This window comes from Christiangramia lutea, assembly GCF_022489035.1.
Lineage (GTDB): Bacteria > Bacteroidota > Bacteroidia > Flavobacteriales > Flavobacteriaceae > Christiangramia > Christiangramia lutea.
On sequence record NZ_JAKVTV010000001.1, the window covers coordinates 474,158 to 492,421 of the forward strand.

Below are 18,264 nucleotides of genomic sequence, written 5' to 3' on the forward strand. Positions count from 1 at the left end.
TGATTGATTCTTAGTTATTCGTTATATTAAGCTTCGGTTGTATTTCTAACTTTTGTCTGGTACATCACGTTTGGTTTTGTACCTAAATACTCAAGCAGATGATACATCCTGTCATCATTTTTCTTTTCAAGAATTTTCGAGTCCTCGCTATTCACATCTCCAAAGACCATCGCTCCTTTATCACAGGCAGCAGAACATGCAGTCTGGAATTCGCCATCTTCAATGGTTCTTCCTTCACGCTTCGCATCAAGAATGGTCTTCTGAGTTTTTTGAATACACATAGAACATTTTTCCATAACCCCTCTTGAACGTACAGTAACATCTGGGTTAAGTACCATTCTACCAAGGTCGTTGTTCATGTGGTAATCGAATTCATCGTTCTTCGCATAGTTGAACCAGTTGAAACGACGAACTTTGTAAGGACAGTTGTTGGCACAGTATCTTGTACCCACACATCTATTATAGATCATTTGGTTCTGACCCTGTCTACCGTGTGAAGTTGCCGCAACAGGACAAACAGTTTCACAAGGCGCATGGTTACAGTGCTGACACATTACAGGCTGGAAAATAACCTGAGGATTGTCTGCCGCCTGCTCCAGCTCTCCAAATTCTGAAAGAGAACTTCCAAGACCACCAATATTTTCTTTCTTTTCAAGATCTTCTGTAAAGCTATCTTCAGAAGAGAAGTATCTATCAATACGCAACCAGTGCATATCTCTTGATTTTCTAACTTCTTCTCTTCCAACAACAGGAACGTTGTTTTCTGAATGACATGCGATCACACAAGCTCCACAACCGGTACAGGCATTAAGATCTATACTTAAGTTGAAGTGAGGCCCTGTAGACCTGTCGAAACTTTCCCAGATATCAACTTCAGGAGAAGTCACCGGAGTTTCCTGGTGATCTAAAGATACTTCAGGAACATGGTTCCAAACATGAGCATCTTTGGTATTAAATATCTCAAGGCTTGTTTCCTTGATAATATCACCTCTACCCATTAAGGTATTATGCAACTGCACACAAGCGAATTCATGAATTCCGGCAGCTTTTTCAATCTTAACCTTTTGAACAGAACTAAAGTTCTTATAAAGCGGGTAAGCATTCACTCCGGTTTGCATTTCAGACTGAACACCAGCTTTTCTACCGTAACCAAGCGCAAGACCAACCGATCCCTTCGCTTGACCAGGCATGATATAAACAGGCACATTCTGAACAACCGAATCACCAACGCTAAGATTCACATAACTTCCGTTAAGCCCACCGTTAGCTACATTTTCATTTACAAGACCAAGGGCATCAGCATCAGCCTTAGAAACAGTCACATAGTTGTCCCAGCTCGCTCTGGAAAGAGGATCTGGTAATTCCTGCAACCAAGGGTTATTAGCCTGCTGACCATCACCTATCGCGGTATTTGTATATAAAGTAAGCTCAAATCCGTCACCTTCCATTTCATTCATATTATATGAAATGTTTGATGAAGTTGAACCTTCTGAATCTGCAATAGCCACTGGCGAAGAAGCTTCAAAAACTCCATCATGAAGTACTTCGCTCCAGTTTCTGTCACCTAGCCCAGCAGACCAGGTTTCTTTAATATAATCGTAATAAGACTTATTATTACCAGACCATCTAAGAATTACATCCTGAAATTGTCTGGTATCAAATAAAGGTCTTATCGTAGGCTGCATCAGGCTGAAGGACTTCTCACTGAATTGGATATCTCCCCAGCTCTCCAGGTAATGTGGAGTAGCAGCTACGTATTTACTTAATTTTGAAGTCTCATCGGTTCTGGTAGTAAAATCTACTACAGTTTCAACCTGCTTAAGACCTTCAGTGAATTCTTTTCCGTTAGGCAATGTATGAACTGGGTTAAGGCCGGCGATCAAAAGAGCACCAACACTACCATTATTCATATCTTCAACCAACTTAGCAACATCACCTCCGTTACCCTGACGGATCAACCTCGCATTCGAAGCATCCATCACTCGGCTACCCAAAGCCTCATTGATCTCCAACGCCCATTTTTGAGCTTCATCATCTGGAAGACCACAAACAACCACAGCACCGCTACCAGCTCCCCTTAATTGTCTTGCCGCCTTTACCACAGCATCATCAATTTCTGCAGGCAGATCGCTCGTTGAAGAACCACCAGCAACATAACCTCTTAAAGCTGAAATAACAGCTTTTTGCTGGGATGGCGTTACAGGCACACGCTTATCTGCATTTGCCCCGGTAAGAGACATATTGGATTCAAACTGAATATGGCGGGACATATCTCCATTTTCTGGAATTCTTGTCTTCGCATAGGCAGCATCAAATCCACCTCCCTGCCAGTCTGCAAGGAAATCTGCACCAACACCAACCACAGTCTTCATTTTCGTGAAGTCGTAATTTGGAAGTGCACGTTTACCATATTTAGCTTCAAAAGCATTCAGAGCTGCATCTTCAGAAACTGTATCATACACTACGTGACGAACGTTCCCATATTTTGAAGAAAACTCCTGAATTAATTTTGTAGTTGAAGGACTTGCAAATGTCTGGGTAAGAAGAACAATTTCTCCACTGGCATTATCCAGCGCAGTAGAAACCTCACGGTCAAATTCCTCCCAGGAAACATTTCTCCCTTCAATCATTGGGCGCTTCACCCTTTTTGTATCATACAATGAAAGTACCGAAGCATTCACACGAGCATTAACGCCGCCTTTAAACTTCGAAAGATCATTATTTTCAATTTTAATAGGACGACCCTCTCTAGTTTTTACCAAAACGCTTGCGAAGTCGAAACCATCAGCGATCGTAGATGCGTAATAGTTTGCAACTCCTGGCACAATCCTCTCAGGTTGCACCACGTAAGGAATAGACTTGGTCACTGGGCCTTCGCAGGCAGCCAGTGATGCCGCTGCTGTACTGAATCCAACATACTTAAGGAAATCTCTTCTTGAAGTTTTAGAGTCTCCAAGATTCTCTTTATCCCCAAGGAAGTCCTCTACCGGGATCTCCTCAGCAAATTCCTTTTGTTGGAGCGTCTCAACAACAGAGCTGTTTTCATTTAGCTCTTCAACACTTTTCCAGTATTTCTTGTTTGATGACATATTATATCTAGATATTAGCTTCTTAATTTATACCTGAAATCCAGGATTTTAATAGTGACACTTACCACATTCCAATCCGCCCATTTGAGCAGCAGTAAGTTCTTCTACACCATATTTTTTAGATAACTCCTCGTGGATCTTTTCGTAATATTCGTTACCCTCGATCCTGATATTGGTTTCACGGTGACAGTTAATACACCACCCCATAGTTAAAGGAGCATTTTGATATACAATTTCCATCTCCTCGATAGGACCGTGACATTTCTGACATTCGATCCCCGCCACAGTTACGTGCTGAGAGTGGTTAAAGTAAGCAAAGTCTGGAAGATTATGAATACGAACCCATTTCACAGGTTTCTCTTCACCTGAGTAAGTCCTTGTCGCAGGATCCCACCCGGTTGCATCATATAGCTTCGCAATTTCGTTATCGTAAAATTCTTTGGAATACTCTTCAGTTGCAGTTTCTGGAGCCACTTCAGCAATTGCCTTGTGACAGTTCATACAAACATTTAATGAAGGAATTCCTGAATGTTTAGATGTTCTAGCAGATGAGTGACAATACTTACACTCAATCTGGTTGTCGCCTGCGTGAATCCTGTGAGAATAATGAATTGGCTGAATTGGCTGATAACCTTTATCTACACCTACCTGCATCATCCACCCGTAAGCAAAATAACCAACAGCCAGCAGAACAATAATTGAACTTACAAGAACAAGGAATTGATTTTCAACAAAAGCTTTATGAATTGGCTTTCTTTTCGGCTTTTCAGGAATCACAATTCCGGAAGCATCAGCAAAATTCCTTAAGGTCTTATTAACCAGGAACAATACTAACAACAGCATTGCCAGAACAAATACCAGTATTCCAAGGATTACATCTGTAGAAACCCCTCCAGAACCACCGGAAGCTCCAGCCTCACCGGCAGCACCACCAGCAGCCGCTTGCGGCTCAGGTTTTGGTTGCTCTACATATGCAAGAATATTATTAATATCACCATCGCTTAACTGGGGAAAAGCAGGCATCGCCGTCTGGTTCCACTCTTCGTAGATCGCGTTAGCCTCAGCATCACCACTAGCAATTAAGGCAGCAGAATTTTTAATCCATTCATGGATCCAGTCCATGTCACGTCTATCTGTCACCCCATGAAGAGCAGGACCAATAGAATTCGAGTACGGCTTATGACATGCCGCACACAGAGAATTAAACAATTCCTTACCTGCAGCAGGATCACCTAAACTCGAAGCACTGGCTTCTGCCGAAGCTTCGGTTTCCTGGCCAGATTCAGCCTGAGCAGTAGTATCCTGCGCCGCCTGATCTTGCGAAAACCCAGATAGGGTGAAAGTAAATAAAAATGCTACGCTTAATAGTAGTTGTCGCGAAGTTGAATGGCGGAAAATCACCTTTTTCATATTATAAGTTCGATTAACGTCTAAACTTTGGTACGGTTTTTACACTCAGTATTTTAGGGCTAAAAACCTAAAAAGGTACCTTTAAATTCAGGCACAAAAGTAATACTTATAGACGATTTTAGGAATCTTACAGAAGTGTTAATGGTTAATTTATATTAGTTCTAAATAATAAATTATAACCTGTTTAAGTTATTTAATTTTACATTTGTCAAAAAGCCAAAATACTATGAGAAAACCAAAATCCCTGCTTCTATTTACTTTCGGCGCTTTTCTATTTTTTTCTCAACAGGAAATGATAGCCCAGCAAGGAAATGTGAACATTCAACAAAATGAGAAGATCGAGAAGTTGATGGATGTGAAAACCGAATTGAACAAAAACAACCAGATTCGCGACCGGTATGTGATTCAATTATTCTATGGCGATAACGGTGAGGCCAATGAGGTGATCCAAAAATACCGGGACCTGTATTCTTACACTTCGCAGATCACCTACGAAGCTCCAAATTACAAGGTATGGGTAGGCAACTTCAGAAACCGACTGGAAGCAGACAGGGCTTTACTAAGAATCAAGGAGAATTTCCCAGCTGCCTTTATTCCCAAGCCTCAGAGAAAATAAAAAATCTAAATATTACAAATAAAAAAATCCCGCTTTCGGCGGGATTTTCTTTTATATACAATCTGATAATTATTTCAGAGTTTTCTTAACCTCCACCTCTCTAAAGGCTTCAATCACATCTCCCTCTTTAATATCATTATAATTCTTGACCTGGATACCACAGTCATAACCTTTCTTCACTTCTTTAACATCGTCCTTGAAACGTTTCAGCGAAGCAAGTTCACCAGTGTAAACAACCACGCCGTCTCTAATTAAACGAACTCCGGCACTTCTGTAAATAGTTCCTGAAGTCACCATACAACCTGCAATGGTTCCGATCTTAGAGATCTTAAATGTCTCTCTGATCTCAGCGGTACCAGTAATCTCCTCTTTAAGCTCTGGAGACAACATACCTTCCATCGCATCTTTCAGATCATTGATTGCATCATAAATGATAGAGTAAGTTCTAATATCAATCTCTTCCTTATCAGCCACCATTCTGGCATTTCCGGCAGGACGAACGTTAAATCCGATAATTACCGCATCTGAAGCCGAAGCAAGTAACACATCACTTTCGGTGATCGCACCAACTCCTTTGTGGATGATGTTCACCTGTATCTCTTCCGTAGATAGTTTCTGGAAGGAATCTGTAAGAGCTTCCACAGAACCATCCACATCACCTTTAAGGATAATATTAAGCTCTTTAAAGTCACCTAGAGCGATACGTCTACCAATTTCATCAAGAGTAATGTGACGCTGAGTTCTAACATTCTGCTCACGTTGTAACTGAGTACGTCTAGCTGCGATATCTTTAGCTTCACGCTCATCTTCCATCACCTTGAAAGTATCCCCGGCCTGTGGCGCACCATCAAGACCTAAGATCGACACCGGTGTAGATGGACCAGCTTCCTTCACCTCATTTCCACGCTCATCGTGCATAGCTTTTACCTTACCACTATGGCGACCTGCAAGTACATAATCACCAACTTTAAGTGTACCAGCCTGTACAAGTATTGTCGCAACGTATCCACGCCCTTTATCAAGGAACGCCTCCACTACAGTACCTTTTGCCAGTTTATTAGGATTTGCCTGCAATTCCAGGATCTCAGCCTCAAGAAGTACTTTTTCAAGTAATTCTTTAACACCAGCTCCAGTTTTAGCTGAAATATCATGAGATTGAATTTTACCACCCCAGTCTTCAACAAGAAGATCCATAGAAGCAAGTTTCTCTTTAATCTTTTCAGGATTCGCTGTAGGAAGATCAGATTTGTTGATCGCAAAGATGATCGGAACTCCTGCCGCCTGGGCGTGAGAGATCGCCTCTTTTGTTTGAGGCATTACATCATCGTCTGCTGCAATCACGATAATCGCGATATCTGTAACCTGAGCACCACGAGCACGCATCGCCGTAAAGGCTTCGTGACCCGGTGTATCCAGGAAGGCAATTTTTTGCCCGCCTTCAAGCTTCACTCCGTAAGCACCAATATGCTGTGTAATTCCACCACTTTCACCTGCGATCACATTCTCTTTACGAACATAATCCAGCAAGGAAGTTTTACCATGGTCTACGTGACCCATCACGGTAACAATTGGAGCTCTTGTTTCAAGATCTTCCGGATTTTCCTCTACTTCTTCTACCGTTTCTTCAACATCTGCCGTAGTGAATTCTACTTCGTAACCAAACTCTTCTGCAACGATGCTTAAAGTTTCAGCATCCAGACGCTGGTTCATGGTCACCATCATTCCAAGAGACATACATGCCGAGATCACCTGAGTTACAGATACGTCCATCATAGTAGCCACTTCACTTACCGTAACGAATTCTGTTACCTTTAAGATCTTTTCGTCAGACTCCTGCTGTGCAAGATCCTGCTCAGATCTTTGACGGTGTTGATCTCTTTTCTCTCTTCTATATTTCGCACCCTTACCTTTAGAAGATTTCCCCTGAAGTTTTTCAAGTGTTTCACGCACTTGCTTTTGTACTTCTTCTTCGGTAGGTTCCTCCTTAGTAATAGGTTTACTTCTTCTTTTACCACCTTTCTGGCCTCCACGCTGGTTTCCACCTCCACCTTTCACATCTTTACTAATGCGGCGGCGACGTTTTTTGCGCTTGTCTTTATCATCTTTCTTATCGTCTTTCTTCTCATCCTTTTTCTTAACAGGCTTTTTGAATTGCGAAAGATCGATCTTCTTACCAGTAAAATTAGGTCCACTAAGCTTAGTATACTTAGTTTCGATAGTACTTGATTCTTCCTTAACTTCTTCTTCAGAAGCAGCCTCTTCTTTCTTCGGCTCTTCCTTCTTGGTATCAGGCTTACTATCTTCTTTCTTAGGTGATTCTTTATTTTCCTCAGCTTTCGCCGCAGATTTTTCTTCCTTGACCTCCTCAGCTTTTTCGACAGGTTTTTCAGCTGGAGCTTCTTTAGCTTCTTCCTTAGGGGCGGCTTCTTCCTTTTTAGGCTTTTCTCCTGGTTTACTATCCAGATCTATTTTACCAACGGTTTTAGGACCTTCAAGCTTAGCACGGGCAGAAACAGACTCTTCTTCCTTCTCCTTCTTCTCCTCTTCTTCAGCCTTGCGCTTCTCTTCGATCTCTTTGCGCAGCTCTTCCTTCTCTTTCTTACGCTCTTCACCAACTTCTTTAGAAGCTCTCTTTTTACTTTTGTCGGTTTCAAACTCGTCAGAAAGCACCTCGTAGATTTCTCCCGAGATCTTGGTAGTTGGACGTGCGTCTATCTCGTAGCCTTTGGAATTAAGATATTCCACAGCCCTGTCTAACGAGATATTGAACTCACGTAGAACTTTATTTAATCGCGTTGTTTTCGCTTCTGCCATAAATTGCCCTCTAAATTAACCTCTTTTAATGTATTCTGTATTCTATAAATCTATTATTCTTCAAATTCTGAACGAAGCACGGCCATTACATCTTTAATGGTTTCTTCCTCCAGATCTGTACGACGAACAAGATCATCTACATCCTGCTCTAAAACAGCTTTCGCTGTATCCAGACCTATTTTTGAAAATTCGGCGATCACCCAATCTTCAATTTCGTCTGTAAATTCTTTTAATTCAACATCTTCCTCTACACCTTCACGATAAACATCAATCTCATAACCCGTCAGCTGACCAGCTAATCTAATATTATGCCCTCCACGACCAATCGCTTTAGAAACTTCTTCAGGCTTCAGCATAACCTCAGCAGTTTTAGCCTCTTCGTCCATTTTAATGGAAGTTATTTTCGCAGGACTTAGCGCCCGCGTGATAAATAACTGCTCATTATTGGTGAAATTGATCACATCTATATTTTCGTTCCCCAATTCACGTACAATACTGTGAATCCTGGAACCTTTCATACCAACACATGCTCCAACCGGGTCTATCCTATCGTCGTAAGAATCTACCGCAACTTTCGCTTTTTCTCCAGGAACTCGCACTACTTTTTTGATCGTAATTAAACCATCAAAAACCTCTGGAATCTCCTGTTCGAATAACTTCTCAAGGAAACCGGGAGCGGTTCTGGACATTATAATAGTTGGTTTGTTACCTTTTAATTCGACGCTTTCTATAATTCCCCTTACATTTTCTCCTTTTCGGAAGAAATCTGAAGGAATCTGGCGGTCTTTTGGAAGCACGATCTCATTACCTTCATCATCAAGAAGAATAATAGCTCTATGCCTTATATGATGAACTTCAGCAGTATAAATCTCTCCTTCAAGATCTTTAAACTGCTTGTAAATATTCGTATTGTCATGCTCATGGATCTTAGAGATAAGATTTTGGCGTAGTGCCAAAATCGCTCTCCTACCAAGGTCTACAAGCTTCACTTCTTCTGAAACATCTTCCCCAACCTCAAAATCGGGCTCGATCTTTCTGGCCTGAGTAAGAGATATCTCTCTGTTAGAATCCTCCACTTCGCCATCGGCCACCACAATTCGGTTTCTCCAGATCTCGAGATCCCCTTTATCAGGGTTTACAATAATATCAAAATTATCGTCTTCTCCATACTTTTTCTTTAAAGCATTTCTAAAAACATCCTCCAGGATCGCCATCAAGGTTACACGATCTATAAGTTTATCGTCTTTAAACTCTGAGAATGACTCAATCAACGCGATATTTTCCATATCAATTTGTGATTAAAATGTTATTTTAACTTTTGCTTCCACAATTTCAGTATAAGGCAAAACCGCCTCTTTCTGAACTGTCACCTTCCCCTTACCTACAGGTTTTGGCTCTCTCGCTTTCCATGAAAGCTTTATTTCATTATCATCTGCAGATATTAGCTCACCTTCGAACTTTTCATTCTCTGTCTTCACCTTTAACCTGCGACCTATATTCTTTTTGAATTGTCTCGGCATTAAGAGAGGTTCAGAAACCCCGGCCGAAGTGACCTCCAGGGAAAAATCCTCTTCATCCCTATCCAGATTGTGCTCAATGGCACGACTCACTGTTATACAGTCATTTACTGAAACTCCCTTGTCTCCGTCCAAAACAATTTTGATATGATTGGCGGAGTTCACGTCAAGGCTGATTAAAAATAATGAATTATTTTCTTCAAATGCCTTCTCTGCTAACTTTTCTACCTTCTCCTTCAGCATATGTTTATAAAAAGAGGGGACTCCTGTCCCCTCGCTGTACTTTTTTTAGTTTCAACGCTGCAAATATAGCAATATTTTCCAAGTATAAAAACGTGATTTTAAATGAAATGACTTATTCTATATTCACTTCCAAGATAGAGTCACTTATTAGACATCTATAAAGACCATAAAAAAGGAATTAATTAAGACCAGATTAAATATTCTTTGTAATTTTAGTAAAGCATTAGTTTTTAAGCTTTTAACTTCAGTCATGAAAAATATTCTCGTTCCAACCGATTTCAGCGATCAGGCTGAAAAGGCTTTGAAAGTAGCCGCGCAACTTGCAAGAAAATTTAATGGTGAGATCTACCTGCTTCACATGCTGGAATTGCCACTTCAGTTAATTGATCCGGTAGGCGGTAGCAGCCAGAACATGCCTGAGGCAATTTTCTTTATGAAACTTGCTCATCAGCGCTTTGCCAAGATCATGAAAGAGCCATATCTGCAAGGTATTAAAGTATATGAAACCGTAGAATTTCATCGTGCTTTTGACGGGATCATGGAGATAGGCAAAGAAAAAAAATGTGACCTTATAGTTATGGGCTCTCATGGCGCCAGTGGTTTTAGGGAAATGTTCATTGGTTCTAATACAGAAAAAGTAGTTAGGTATTCCAATATTCCTGTGCTAGTGATCAAGAACGAAATCCCAGAATTTCAGATCGATAATTTCATCTTTGCCACAGATGCCAGTGAATCACAAATAGACATTCTTGCGAAAGCAGATACCTTTGCACACTCCCTAAAAGCCACCCTTCATATTCTTTTCGTGAATACTCCAAATGACTTTCTCACGACCGAGGAAGCCCATAAAAGGCTGAAGGTTTATACCAAAGATCTTAAAACGAACAATTACAAGGTTCATATATATAATGACATAAGCGTGGAACAGGGAATTCTGAATTTTGCCAAGATAATGAATGCAGGCTTAATTGGTATTGGAACACATGGCAGGAAAGGCCTGGCCCATTTCTTTAATGGGAGTATAAGTGAGGACCTGGTGAATCATTCTAATCGGCCGGTTATCACCTTCAAGATCTAAAGAAAGGATTTCAAAGCTCCATTTTTAATTAAGTTCCATAGATAATTCCAGAAAGACCTGGTTTCATCTCTGGTATATTTTATCTCTTTATAATGAACTTTCCTGTTTTCGGTATCATTGCGAACGATAAGATTTGCCAGTGCTGAGATTATCTTATTTTTCTTTTCCCTATCCTTCCTCAACACTTCAACTTTGAAATCGTTGTAATCTAACCTCATTTCTCCCTGGGCCTGGTTGGCGTTCCCGTAAAAATTGAAATACATACTAGAGATCTCCCCACTGGCTTCAACATTCATACCTGCCTTCAAGAATCTATTCATCTCGCTGGCAGCCAGAGCACCTAAACTTCCGGTAATTTGAAATCTGTCTTCCCGGTTGCTAATATCAAATTCCCAGTCTATTTCCAGGGGTGAAGTTTTCATAAAATCGGTGTTGGCCTTCACCCGGGTTTTAGGAAAATCATTTCGATCAAGACCAATATTGGTAAGATTAGACATACTTATATTGAGGTTTGAAAATTCCACCATGCCAGGAACGCGATCTGCCTGAACCTGCTCTTCATACTTTATATAGGAATTTGAGATTTGTATACTGTCCAGCTCCAATAGAATAGGCATTTTTCTAATCATTTCACTATACATGGGTTTGAACCCAGTATCATCTGGAGGCAGTTTACTTCGATAAATCCTGAAATCTGCATTTTTGATCCGGGTCACAGGATTTTCAAATTTCAAAGAATCATTTTGTACGCCCCAGTTCAAATCGTTCATTAAAATAGAATCTATCGCTAATTCATAACGATCCTTTTCTACTTTAATGGTCTCCTGGTGACCTGCGCGCGAATATTTAGGAATGATCTGGAATTCAGTAATTTTCACCTTATTATTATCGATTTCAAGATCACCAACGGCAAGCTCGTGCTGCTTATCCAGATCGTAAAAAAGACTGTCTGCCTTTAATAGGATAAGCTCATAATTAAATGGAATAGATTCCTTTAAAGTTTCAGAATTAATCCGAACCTGTTCGAGGTTGATAGAATTGATCTTTGTAAACAACCGGTGTTCTGAACTATCGTTCTCAAAGATCTGGAAACTACCCTGTTCTACACTAACCCTCTTCACAAGTACTTTATTCTGGAATTTCGAAGATTTCTTATTTTCAGACGATTTTAAAGTATCCTTAGAATTTCTATCGGAATTATAGAACTTGACCACAGGATTGGAGATCTTAAGTTCCCCGATTACGATATCTTTATTACTTATATAATCCCAGAGATGTATATCGTTCAAACTTATAGCATCTACCTTTAAGGTCTTATCTTTTATTTCAACGAAAGGCTTAATTATTTCTGCCTTTCGACTAAGGAGATTTACATCTACCTTATCGTAAACTGCATTTGTCCCTTTCAGATTATCTTCCAGTGCTTTGGTGATCCTATTTTCGAGATAATTATTTAGAATGATCAAGGCTATTGCCGCAACTGCCAGTGCAGACAGGATTCCAATGGTTAGCTTAGTAGTTTTATTCAAGTTTGAAATAGATTTATAATGTTCAATTTACAATTTCGTAAAGTTCTCCAACGGCCGTTTAAGATTTTTTAACTTAAAAGATTGTAAGAGAGAAGTTCACATAGTTAAATTTCTGTCAAACCAGCTTAAGCAGCATTATGGTCCGGTATTTGGATGTTATATTTGAACAGTTCAAAAAGAAAAAATGATTTTAAAAGTAGGAATAAAAGTTTTGTTTGTAATCGCTGAGATATTTCTTGGTTTTTACAGTTTGGTGGTAAGTGAAAGTTTATTGATCAAATTCCTATTTTTCGCCTTCACCGCGGCGATCATCGCTTTTGGAATGCTAAAAACTATCAATAGAATATTACCTACAGACAGGGTTTTGATGGAAATTCAGGCCGACGAAAAAGAAGAATAGATTTTTTAAAATAGTTATACCACAATCCGTTGACGTCATCAACGGATTTTTTTATTTATTTTACCATCCATTTCAACCAGAAACCTATGAGGCTAATCTGCCTTGCTGATACGCATAATGAACATCAAAATATACCCATTCCGGAAGGAGACATCGTAATACATGCTGGCGACTGCACAGACGGCGGTACTATTAATGAGACTAAAAAATTCCTCGAGTGGTTTTCCACCCTTCCTCATAAAACTAAGATCCTCGTTCCCGGCAATCATGATTTCTATTTCGAAAAACCAGAGAATTTGGGAAACATCCCAGAAAACATTCACCTGCTTGTTGACCAGGAAATTATTATTAACGGAATTAAATTCTGGGGCTCTCCGGTAACTCCGGGAATGGAAAACTGGGCCTTTAACCGTGAAAGGGGAAAAAAGATTAGGGAGCACTGGAATTTAATTCCAGATGATACAGATATCTTAATAACGCATACTCCCCCCTATGGAATTCTGGACGAAATAGACAGCGGACTTAGTTTAGGTTGTGAAGAATTAACTCAAGTATTACCACTTGTTCAGCCTAAATTACATTTGTTTGGACATGTTCATAATGCATCAGGCTCTACAAAACAGAATGGGATAAAGTATTTTAACCTGTCTATCCTAGATGAACGTATGCGTATCATGCATTCTCCAGTCATTATCGATTTTTGATTTCACGTAATCTTTAGAAAAATCAGCATGAAGTTAAATCTTTATTAAGGATGAAAGTATTACAATTTCTTTAACAGCTTTTATACTGTCTGATAGTAACTTAGCGGCTCAGTAATGATGAAAAAGAAAACTATGAAAAGAATTACTTCACCTGAGATCCTTGACGAAGTCAAAAATCTTATATCCTACAGTATTTCTAATAAAGACTTGGAAAATTCAAATTTCCAGATGATGCACCGCGCCATCATTAAGAAGTATTTCGAAGCTAAGCATGTTACTATTAATTATACTGAACAAACAATAGATCTTAAGCTTCCGGTAGGTCAGAAAAAATACACTAATATCACTTTTGAATGTCAGGATATAGAACGCTTTTTAAAGTCCTGTCTTAAAAATGACGAAAAAAGTCTGTTCTTTTACCAAAGTCTACTGATTCATTATAATGTAATTTCAGCAGCCTAAAGAATTTTAAATTCTTGATACTAACTACTAATCTAAGCCTGGTCCCTACACCGGGTTTTCTTATTTACAGCCTCTGCTATTTCTGTAATAACTTCTACAGAAACAGGCTTCGATAGAAAATTGGAAATTTCAGGATACTTCTTTGCTCTTTCCTTATCTGAATAGGCGATAGAAGAAGAGACAATATAAATATTACATTTTGCAGAAAGATCTGGACATAGCTCCCTCAACCTTTCTATAAATTGCCAGCCGTCCATCTGCGGCATATTTATATCCAGAAAAATAACGTCTGGCAATTGGAAATCTGGACTCTCCAGGTCTTTAAATACATCGAGCACGCATTTATAGTAATGTTCTTCGTCAAAAGCTTGAGATCTGCCTATCAGTTTTTTAATAATCATCTGATAAATCTCATCATCATCTATAACCCAAACACTTTTTATCATTTGAATAAAACTTTAAAGGTTGATCCAATTCCGGGTTCACTTTCTACAGCCACCTTTCCTCCCATGGCATTTATCTGATTCTTGGTAATAAATAGACCAACTCCCCTTGAATCCTTTCGATCTGTGAAGGTTTTATAAAGCCCGAATACTTTATCTCCATGCTTTTTCAGGTCTATTCCAATCCCATTATCAGAAATCTCCAAAACCCAGGATGAATTTTGCATATAGCCCTTAACAGATATCTCGGGATCACGATCTGGATGGCTGTACCTGATAGCATTCGTTAGAAAATTCAGCAAGATACTTTCCAAATAGGAGGCATTAAAAATGATCTTCATATCCTGAGGCACCTGCGATTTTATTCTTACGTTTTTCCTTTTGATCTGCAATTGCAGCACCTCCAATGTCTTTTCAAGATAATCTGAGACCTGCAGGGTTTCCACATTGATATCAAGATTATTATTTATGGACACCACTTCATTAAGATCATGCAGAGATTCATCTAAATTCCTGGAAACATTATGCAGGAGAGAAATATAATTCTTCCTTTCCTTTTCACATTCTTCAATGCCATATAATTCAAGAATGGACTCCAGGTTACTGGAGTGTGACCTGAGATTATGAGAAACGATATAAGCAAAATTCAATAATCTTTTGTTCTGCTCCATCACAAAATCATAAGATCTTACCAGATTTAATTCTGCTTCCTGCTTTCCAGTAATATCCCTGAAATTAACCACATAACCACCAATACTTTTATCGAGGGTAAGATTGGTTATGGTAGCTTCCACCCAGATATATTTCACGCATTTTGTTTGAAGCCTCATTTTAATACCTGGAAATGCAACTCCGGGATTATCCCGGCACTCTTTGAATTTCTCAATAAGGATGGAAGAATCTGCCGGATGAATAAGAGAAAAGATCTCGTTTTCGGCAACAAGCAGCTCCTTATATCCCGTGATTCTTTCAAGAGATGGTGAAGAATATCTTGTAAAACCATTGGAGTCGATAATTAGAATTACTTCACTCGAATTCTCAACTAGTGATCGAAAACGTCTTTCATTTTCGGCTCGTTCTTTCTGTGCCTTAACCCGGGCCGAAATATCCTCTACCAGAGCAATATGCGAGGTGGCTTTTTCCCCTTCAGACCATAACGCAGAAACATTCAATTTTATCCAGATGATCTCTCCGTCTTTCCTAACCAGCCTTTTTTTGAGATTATATTCTCTTATTTCAGTGTTTCTCAACTTATTCATAAGCTGAATATTCTCGTCTTTATCTTCAGAATATGAAATATTGGTATGTTCCATATACACCAGTTCAGAATTTGAATATCCCAGTAATTGCTGAAACTTTTTATTGGTTTCAAGGATAAGTCCGGAATTGGAGTCTACTCTGGCCATTCCAATAGCCGCCTGGTTAAAGATAGCCCTGAACTGAAGTTCACTTTTTGCAAGCTCTCCAGCCTGTTTCCTGACTTTTGCCGCTAGAATTGCTGGTTGCTTCATGGTATTATAAATAATCCATCCCAGGGCAGCCGACATTAAGAGAATTAGAAAAGCTACGGGAATTACAGCATTTAAAGGCTGATGGGGCTCTGTGGGAATTATGTAGATCCTCCAGTCACCATCTGGCATTAATATCTCTTCTGAATAGGATTTATCCAGGTTCTTGGAATCACCCAGAAAGAATTCTTCTTTTCCACCCACGGGATCAATCTTAGAAAACTGGAATCGATATTTATCTGTAGCTAGCTGTTCAACCCCCGATTGATCTATAAGATTTTTAAATTTTATAAGCACTGCAGAAAAGCCCCAAAATTCATTTTCAATAAAAACGGGAAGTCGTCCCACGATCGCCAAACCGCCCTGTCTTAATTCAAGCGGTCCTGCAAAGAACATTTTTCGACTATCAATAGCTATATAAGCTTCCTGATTTCGGGTTGGATCTTTTAAAATATTATATCCAATCACATCCTTGTTTTCCTCGTAGGGATAAACCTGGGAGATCACCCCGGCCGGAACCATTTGCACCGCATCAATATTTGGATTTTCATCTACCAGTTCTGAAGCGATCCTTTCAAAATCCTTGATCTTACCATCCCGGTCTATCTGAAGAGCAAGCGAAAGAGCTGCGGAATAACTGTATTTTAAAGACTGGTCTATATTCTTTTCTACCACATTTATAATTCCGGTCATTTCTCTATCCCTGGTTTCGAGAAGGATCTGGTAGCGCTGCCAAAGCATGAAGAATCCCAGCGCAAAGAAGAAAATTGCTGCCAGCAGACCAACCAATTTTGGTTTCCTGGAAGAAGTAGGGCTCATATCAGGGTCATTCACTTTAATTCACCATTTTTTCAAATGGCAACTAGATTTAGGGATGGTAAATATAGTTTAAATAATTTCGAACAGCCAACCTATTGGTTTCAGTATTAACACTAAACACATAAAAAAAGCCCGGTTTCAACCGGGCTTAAATTTACATTCTGACTTAATCGAAACTAAAAAGCCTTGGAAAGACTCAAACCAGTTCCAATCACATTCTGACTTTTTGAAAAATCACCTCCTAAAATCAAACTTAGATTTGCAAAATCAAAAGGAATATCTATATCTAATCTGGTTGAAAATACATTCTTGTCTAATTTCACTAAGCCCCTGGGATCATCTGCAGGAAAATAATCGTAACCTTCATATCCCTTATTTCGATAGTGACCATAATTTTTACGATAGGTCATTAGTAGCTTATATGGAAACTTCTTTAAAAACTTTCCTGCAAGACCTAAGTGGTGCGCAATTATTGAATTATTACCAACCCTAATATTTTGTATACCTGGAGGATAATCTTCGTAATAATTGGTGGTAAGTAAGGGTAATCCAACAACTCTGTTTTGATAGGTCCATCCTGAAGCGTAAACACCATTCATAAAATAGTAGTCAAATAAGTATGGAGCTGTTTGGCTTTGGTTTTTTGTATAAAAAAATTCATACATTATAGATTTCAGTATCGAACCATCATCTTCAGAAGAATAAAAAACGCCATATCGACCATCGGGAAAATTTTCAAATCTGCTACCGGAACCATCTTCAAAAAAGTGATTATAAATTATTTTAAGTTCGCCTTTTCTAAAATTCTTATTTAGATAGAGTTCATATGTCCCCAAATGACTTCCAATAACATTTATTTGATCACCTGGTGTTGACTCCGCCCCGCCTTCTCTTCCAGCAACAATTTTTAAGTAATCTTTAAAACCTGTAGGTTGTTTACCCCATCTGGGAGATGTTCCACCCCATTGAGCAAAATGCCTGATTCCCAATTTTAGCTGCCAGCCTTTCTTTAAATTTGAAATAAAGTACAAACGCTTTGTATGTAAACGTGTTCCTTTCACGTACCTGTCGGCACCCATCGAGTATTCTTCCCATGAAAATTCTATTCCCAGGCTTTGCTTTTTATTTAAATAAACTGGTCTTAAACTATGAAACCGAACTCCTGGCAATGGTCTTGCATTAAGCGACCAGGCCATATTCTCGTTCGTGGCACTTAAACCACCGTATAATTCTTTTTGTTGTTTTCTACCAGCAATAACCTGAATCCAGGAATTTTGGAAATCCAGATATAGTTCATCGATATAATCATTATTCAAATAGCCATTCTGATAAATAAATCCGACCCCCATTTCCAAACTGGTTTCACTGGAAATTTCATAATTCATCCTACCTGTAATCCAACCGGAAAAATCTGTATCTTTAGAGACCCTTCCCCGCTGGTTTGTGTACATCCAAAACGGCAAGTTATCTTCACTGGAGTAAAAACCAGTTAAATGGATATCTCCAGAAAATTCAATTTGAGAAAATGATTTCAACGATAAAAAAGCAAATATTAAAAAAGAGAAATATTTGAGTTTCAAATTTTGATGAATTAAAAATGAAAAAGCTTAAAACCCGTGAAAAGATTTTAAG

At 39.1% G+C, this 18,264-nt stretch carries 14 protein-coding genes; 5 read left to right on the forward strand and 9 right to left on the reverse strand.

Going from position 1 to position 18,264, the window contains the following annotated elements; genetic code table 11:
• Window positions 1–26: 26 nt before the first annotated feature.
• Both ML462_RS02135 and ML462_RS02140 read right to left on the reverse strand, forming a co-directional pair.
• Window positions 27–3,089: a TAT-variant-translocated molybdopterin oxidoreductase gene (locus ML462_RS02135; protein ID WP_240712082.1), complete on the reverse strand. Its 3,063-nt coding sequence runs from the start codon at window positions 3,087–3,089 to the stop codon at window positions 27–29.
• Window positions 3,090–3,137: 48 nt separating this feature from the next.
• On the reverse strand, window positions 3,138–4,499 hold the full coding sequence (locus tag ML462_RS02140; protein WP_240712083.1) for a c-type cytochrome: 1,362 nt from the start codon (window positions 4,497–4,499) through the stop codon (window positions 3,138–3,140).
• A 226-nt stretch (window positions 4,500–4,725) separates the two neighbouring features.
• Between ML462_RS02140 and ML462_RS02145 the strand changes: the two genes are divergently transcribed.
• Window positions 4,726–5,115, forward strand: coding sequence for an SPOR domain-containing protein (locus tag ML462_RS02145; protein ID WP_240712084.1), 390 nt, complete (start codon window positions 4,726–4,728; stop codon window positions 5,113–5,115).
• Window positions 5,116–5,184: 69 nt separating this feature from the next.
• Here the strand turns inward: ML462_RS02145 and infB are convergent, their stop codons facing one another.
• Genes infB through rimP form a run of 3 tightly spaced genes read right to left on the reverse strand, consistent with a single transcriptional unit; the run spans window position 5,185 to window position 9,689 of the window.
• A complete protein-coding gene (infB, locus tag ML462_RS02150; protein WP_240712085.1) occupies window positions 5,185–7,929 on the reverse strand; it encodes a translation initiation factor IF-2 in 2,745 nt (914 codons plus the stop codon).
• A gap of 53 nt (window positions 7,930–7,982) precedes the next feature.
• Window positions 7,983–9,215, reverse strand: coding sequence for a transcription termination factor NusA (gene nusA / locus ML462_RS02155; RefSeq protein ID WP_240712086.1), 1,233 nt, complete (start codon window positions 9,213–9,215; stop codon window positions 7,983–7,985).
• A 12-nt stretch (window positions 9,216–9,227) separates the two neighbouring features.
• Window positions 9,228–9,689, reverse strand: a complete 462-nt coding sequence (gene rimP / locus ML462_RS02160; RefSeq protein WP_240712087.1) for a ribosome assembly cofactor RimP — start codon at window positions 9,687–9,689, stop codon at window positions 9,228–9,230.
• 250 nt (window positions 9,690–9,939) lie between these two features.
• Here rimP and ML462_RS02165 point away from each other — a divergent pair, with 250 nt between their 5' ends.
• The gene (locus ML462_RS02165; RefSeq protein WP_240712088.1) at window positions 9,940–10,767 is read left to right on the forward strand and encodes a universal stress protein; all 828 of its coding nucleotides are present in this window, start codon (window positions 9,940–9,942) and stop codon (window positions 10,765–10,767) included.
• On the opposite strand, the gene ML462_RS02170 is transcribed toward ML462_RS02165, so the two are convergent.
• A complete protein-coding gene (locus tag ML462_RS02170) occupies window positions 10,764–12,296 on the reverse strand; it encodes a hypothetical protein (RefSeq protein WP_240712089.1) in 1,533 nt (510 codons plus the stop codon). The genes ML462_RS02165 and ML462_RS02170 overlap by 4 nt on opposite strands.
• A gap of 184 nt (window positions 12,297–12,480) precedes the next feature.
• Between ML462_RS02170 and ML462_RS02175 the strand changes: the two genes are divergently transcribed.
• The 3 genes from ML462_RS02175 to ML462_RS02185 all read left to right on the forward strand — a co-directional run bounded on the left by ML462_RS02175 (window position 12,481) and on the right by ML462_RS02185 (window position 13,862).
• Window positions 12,481–12,696, forward strand: coding sequence for a hypothetical protein (locus ML462_RS02175; protein WP_240712090.1), 216 nt, complete (start codon window positions 12,481–12,483; stop codon window positions 12,694–12,696).
• 86 nt (window positions 12,697–12,782) lie between these two features.
• The gene (locus tag ML462_RS02180) at window positions 12,783–13,400 is read left to right on the forward strand and encodes a metallophosphatase domain-containing protein (protein ID WP_240712091.1); all 618 of its coding nucleotides are present in this window, start codon (window positions 12,783–12,785) and stop codon (window positions 13,398–13,400) included.
• A gap of 132 nt (window positions 13,401–13,532) precedes the next feature.
• A complete protein-coding gene (locus ML462_RS02185; RefSeq protein WP_240712092.1) occupies window positions 13,533–13,862 on the forward strand; it encodes a hypothetical protein in 330 nt (109 codons plus the stop codon).
• 32 nt (window positions 13,863–13,894) lie between these two features.
• Here the strand turns inward: ML462_RS02185 and ML462_RS02190 are convergent, their stop codons facing one another.
• From ML462_RS02190 to ML462_RS02200, 3 genes are all read right to left on the reverse strand, one after another.
• On the reverse strand, window positions 13,895–14,308 hold the full coding sequence (locus ML462_RS02190; RefSeq protein ID WP_240712093.1) for a response regulator: 414 nt from the start codon (window positions 14,306–14,308) through the stop codon (window positions 13,895–13,897).
• On the reverse strand, window positions 14,305–16,647 hold the full coding sequence (locus tag ML462_RS02195; protein WP_240712094.1) for a PAS domain S-box protein: 2,343 nt from the start codon (window positions 16,645–16,647) through the stop codon (window positions 14,305–14,307). Before ML462_RS02195 ends, ML462_RS02190 begins: the two co-directional genes overlap by 4 nt.
• Window positions 16,648–16,808: 161 nt before the next feature.
• Entirely contained in the window at window positions 16,809–18,083 is a 1,275-nt protein-coding gene (locus ML462_RS02200) for a capsule assembly Wzi family protein (protein WP_240712095.1), read from the reverse strand.
• Window positions 18,084–18,264 lie beyond the last annotated feature (181 nt).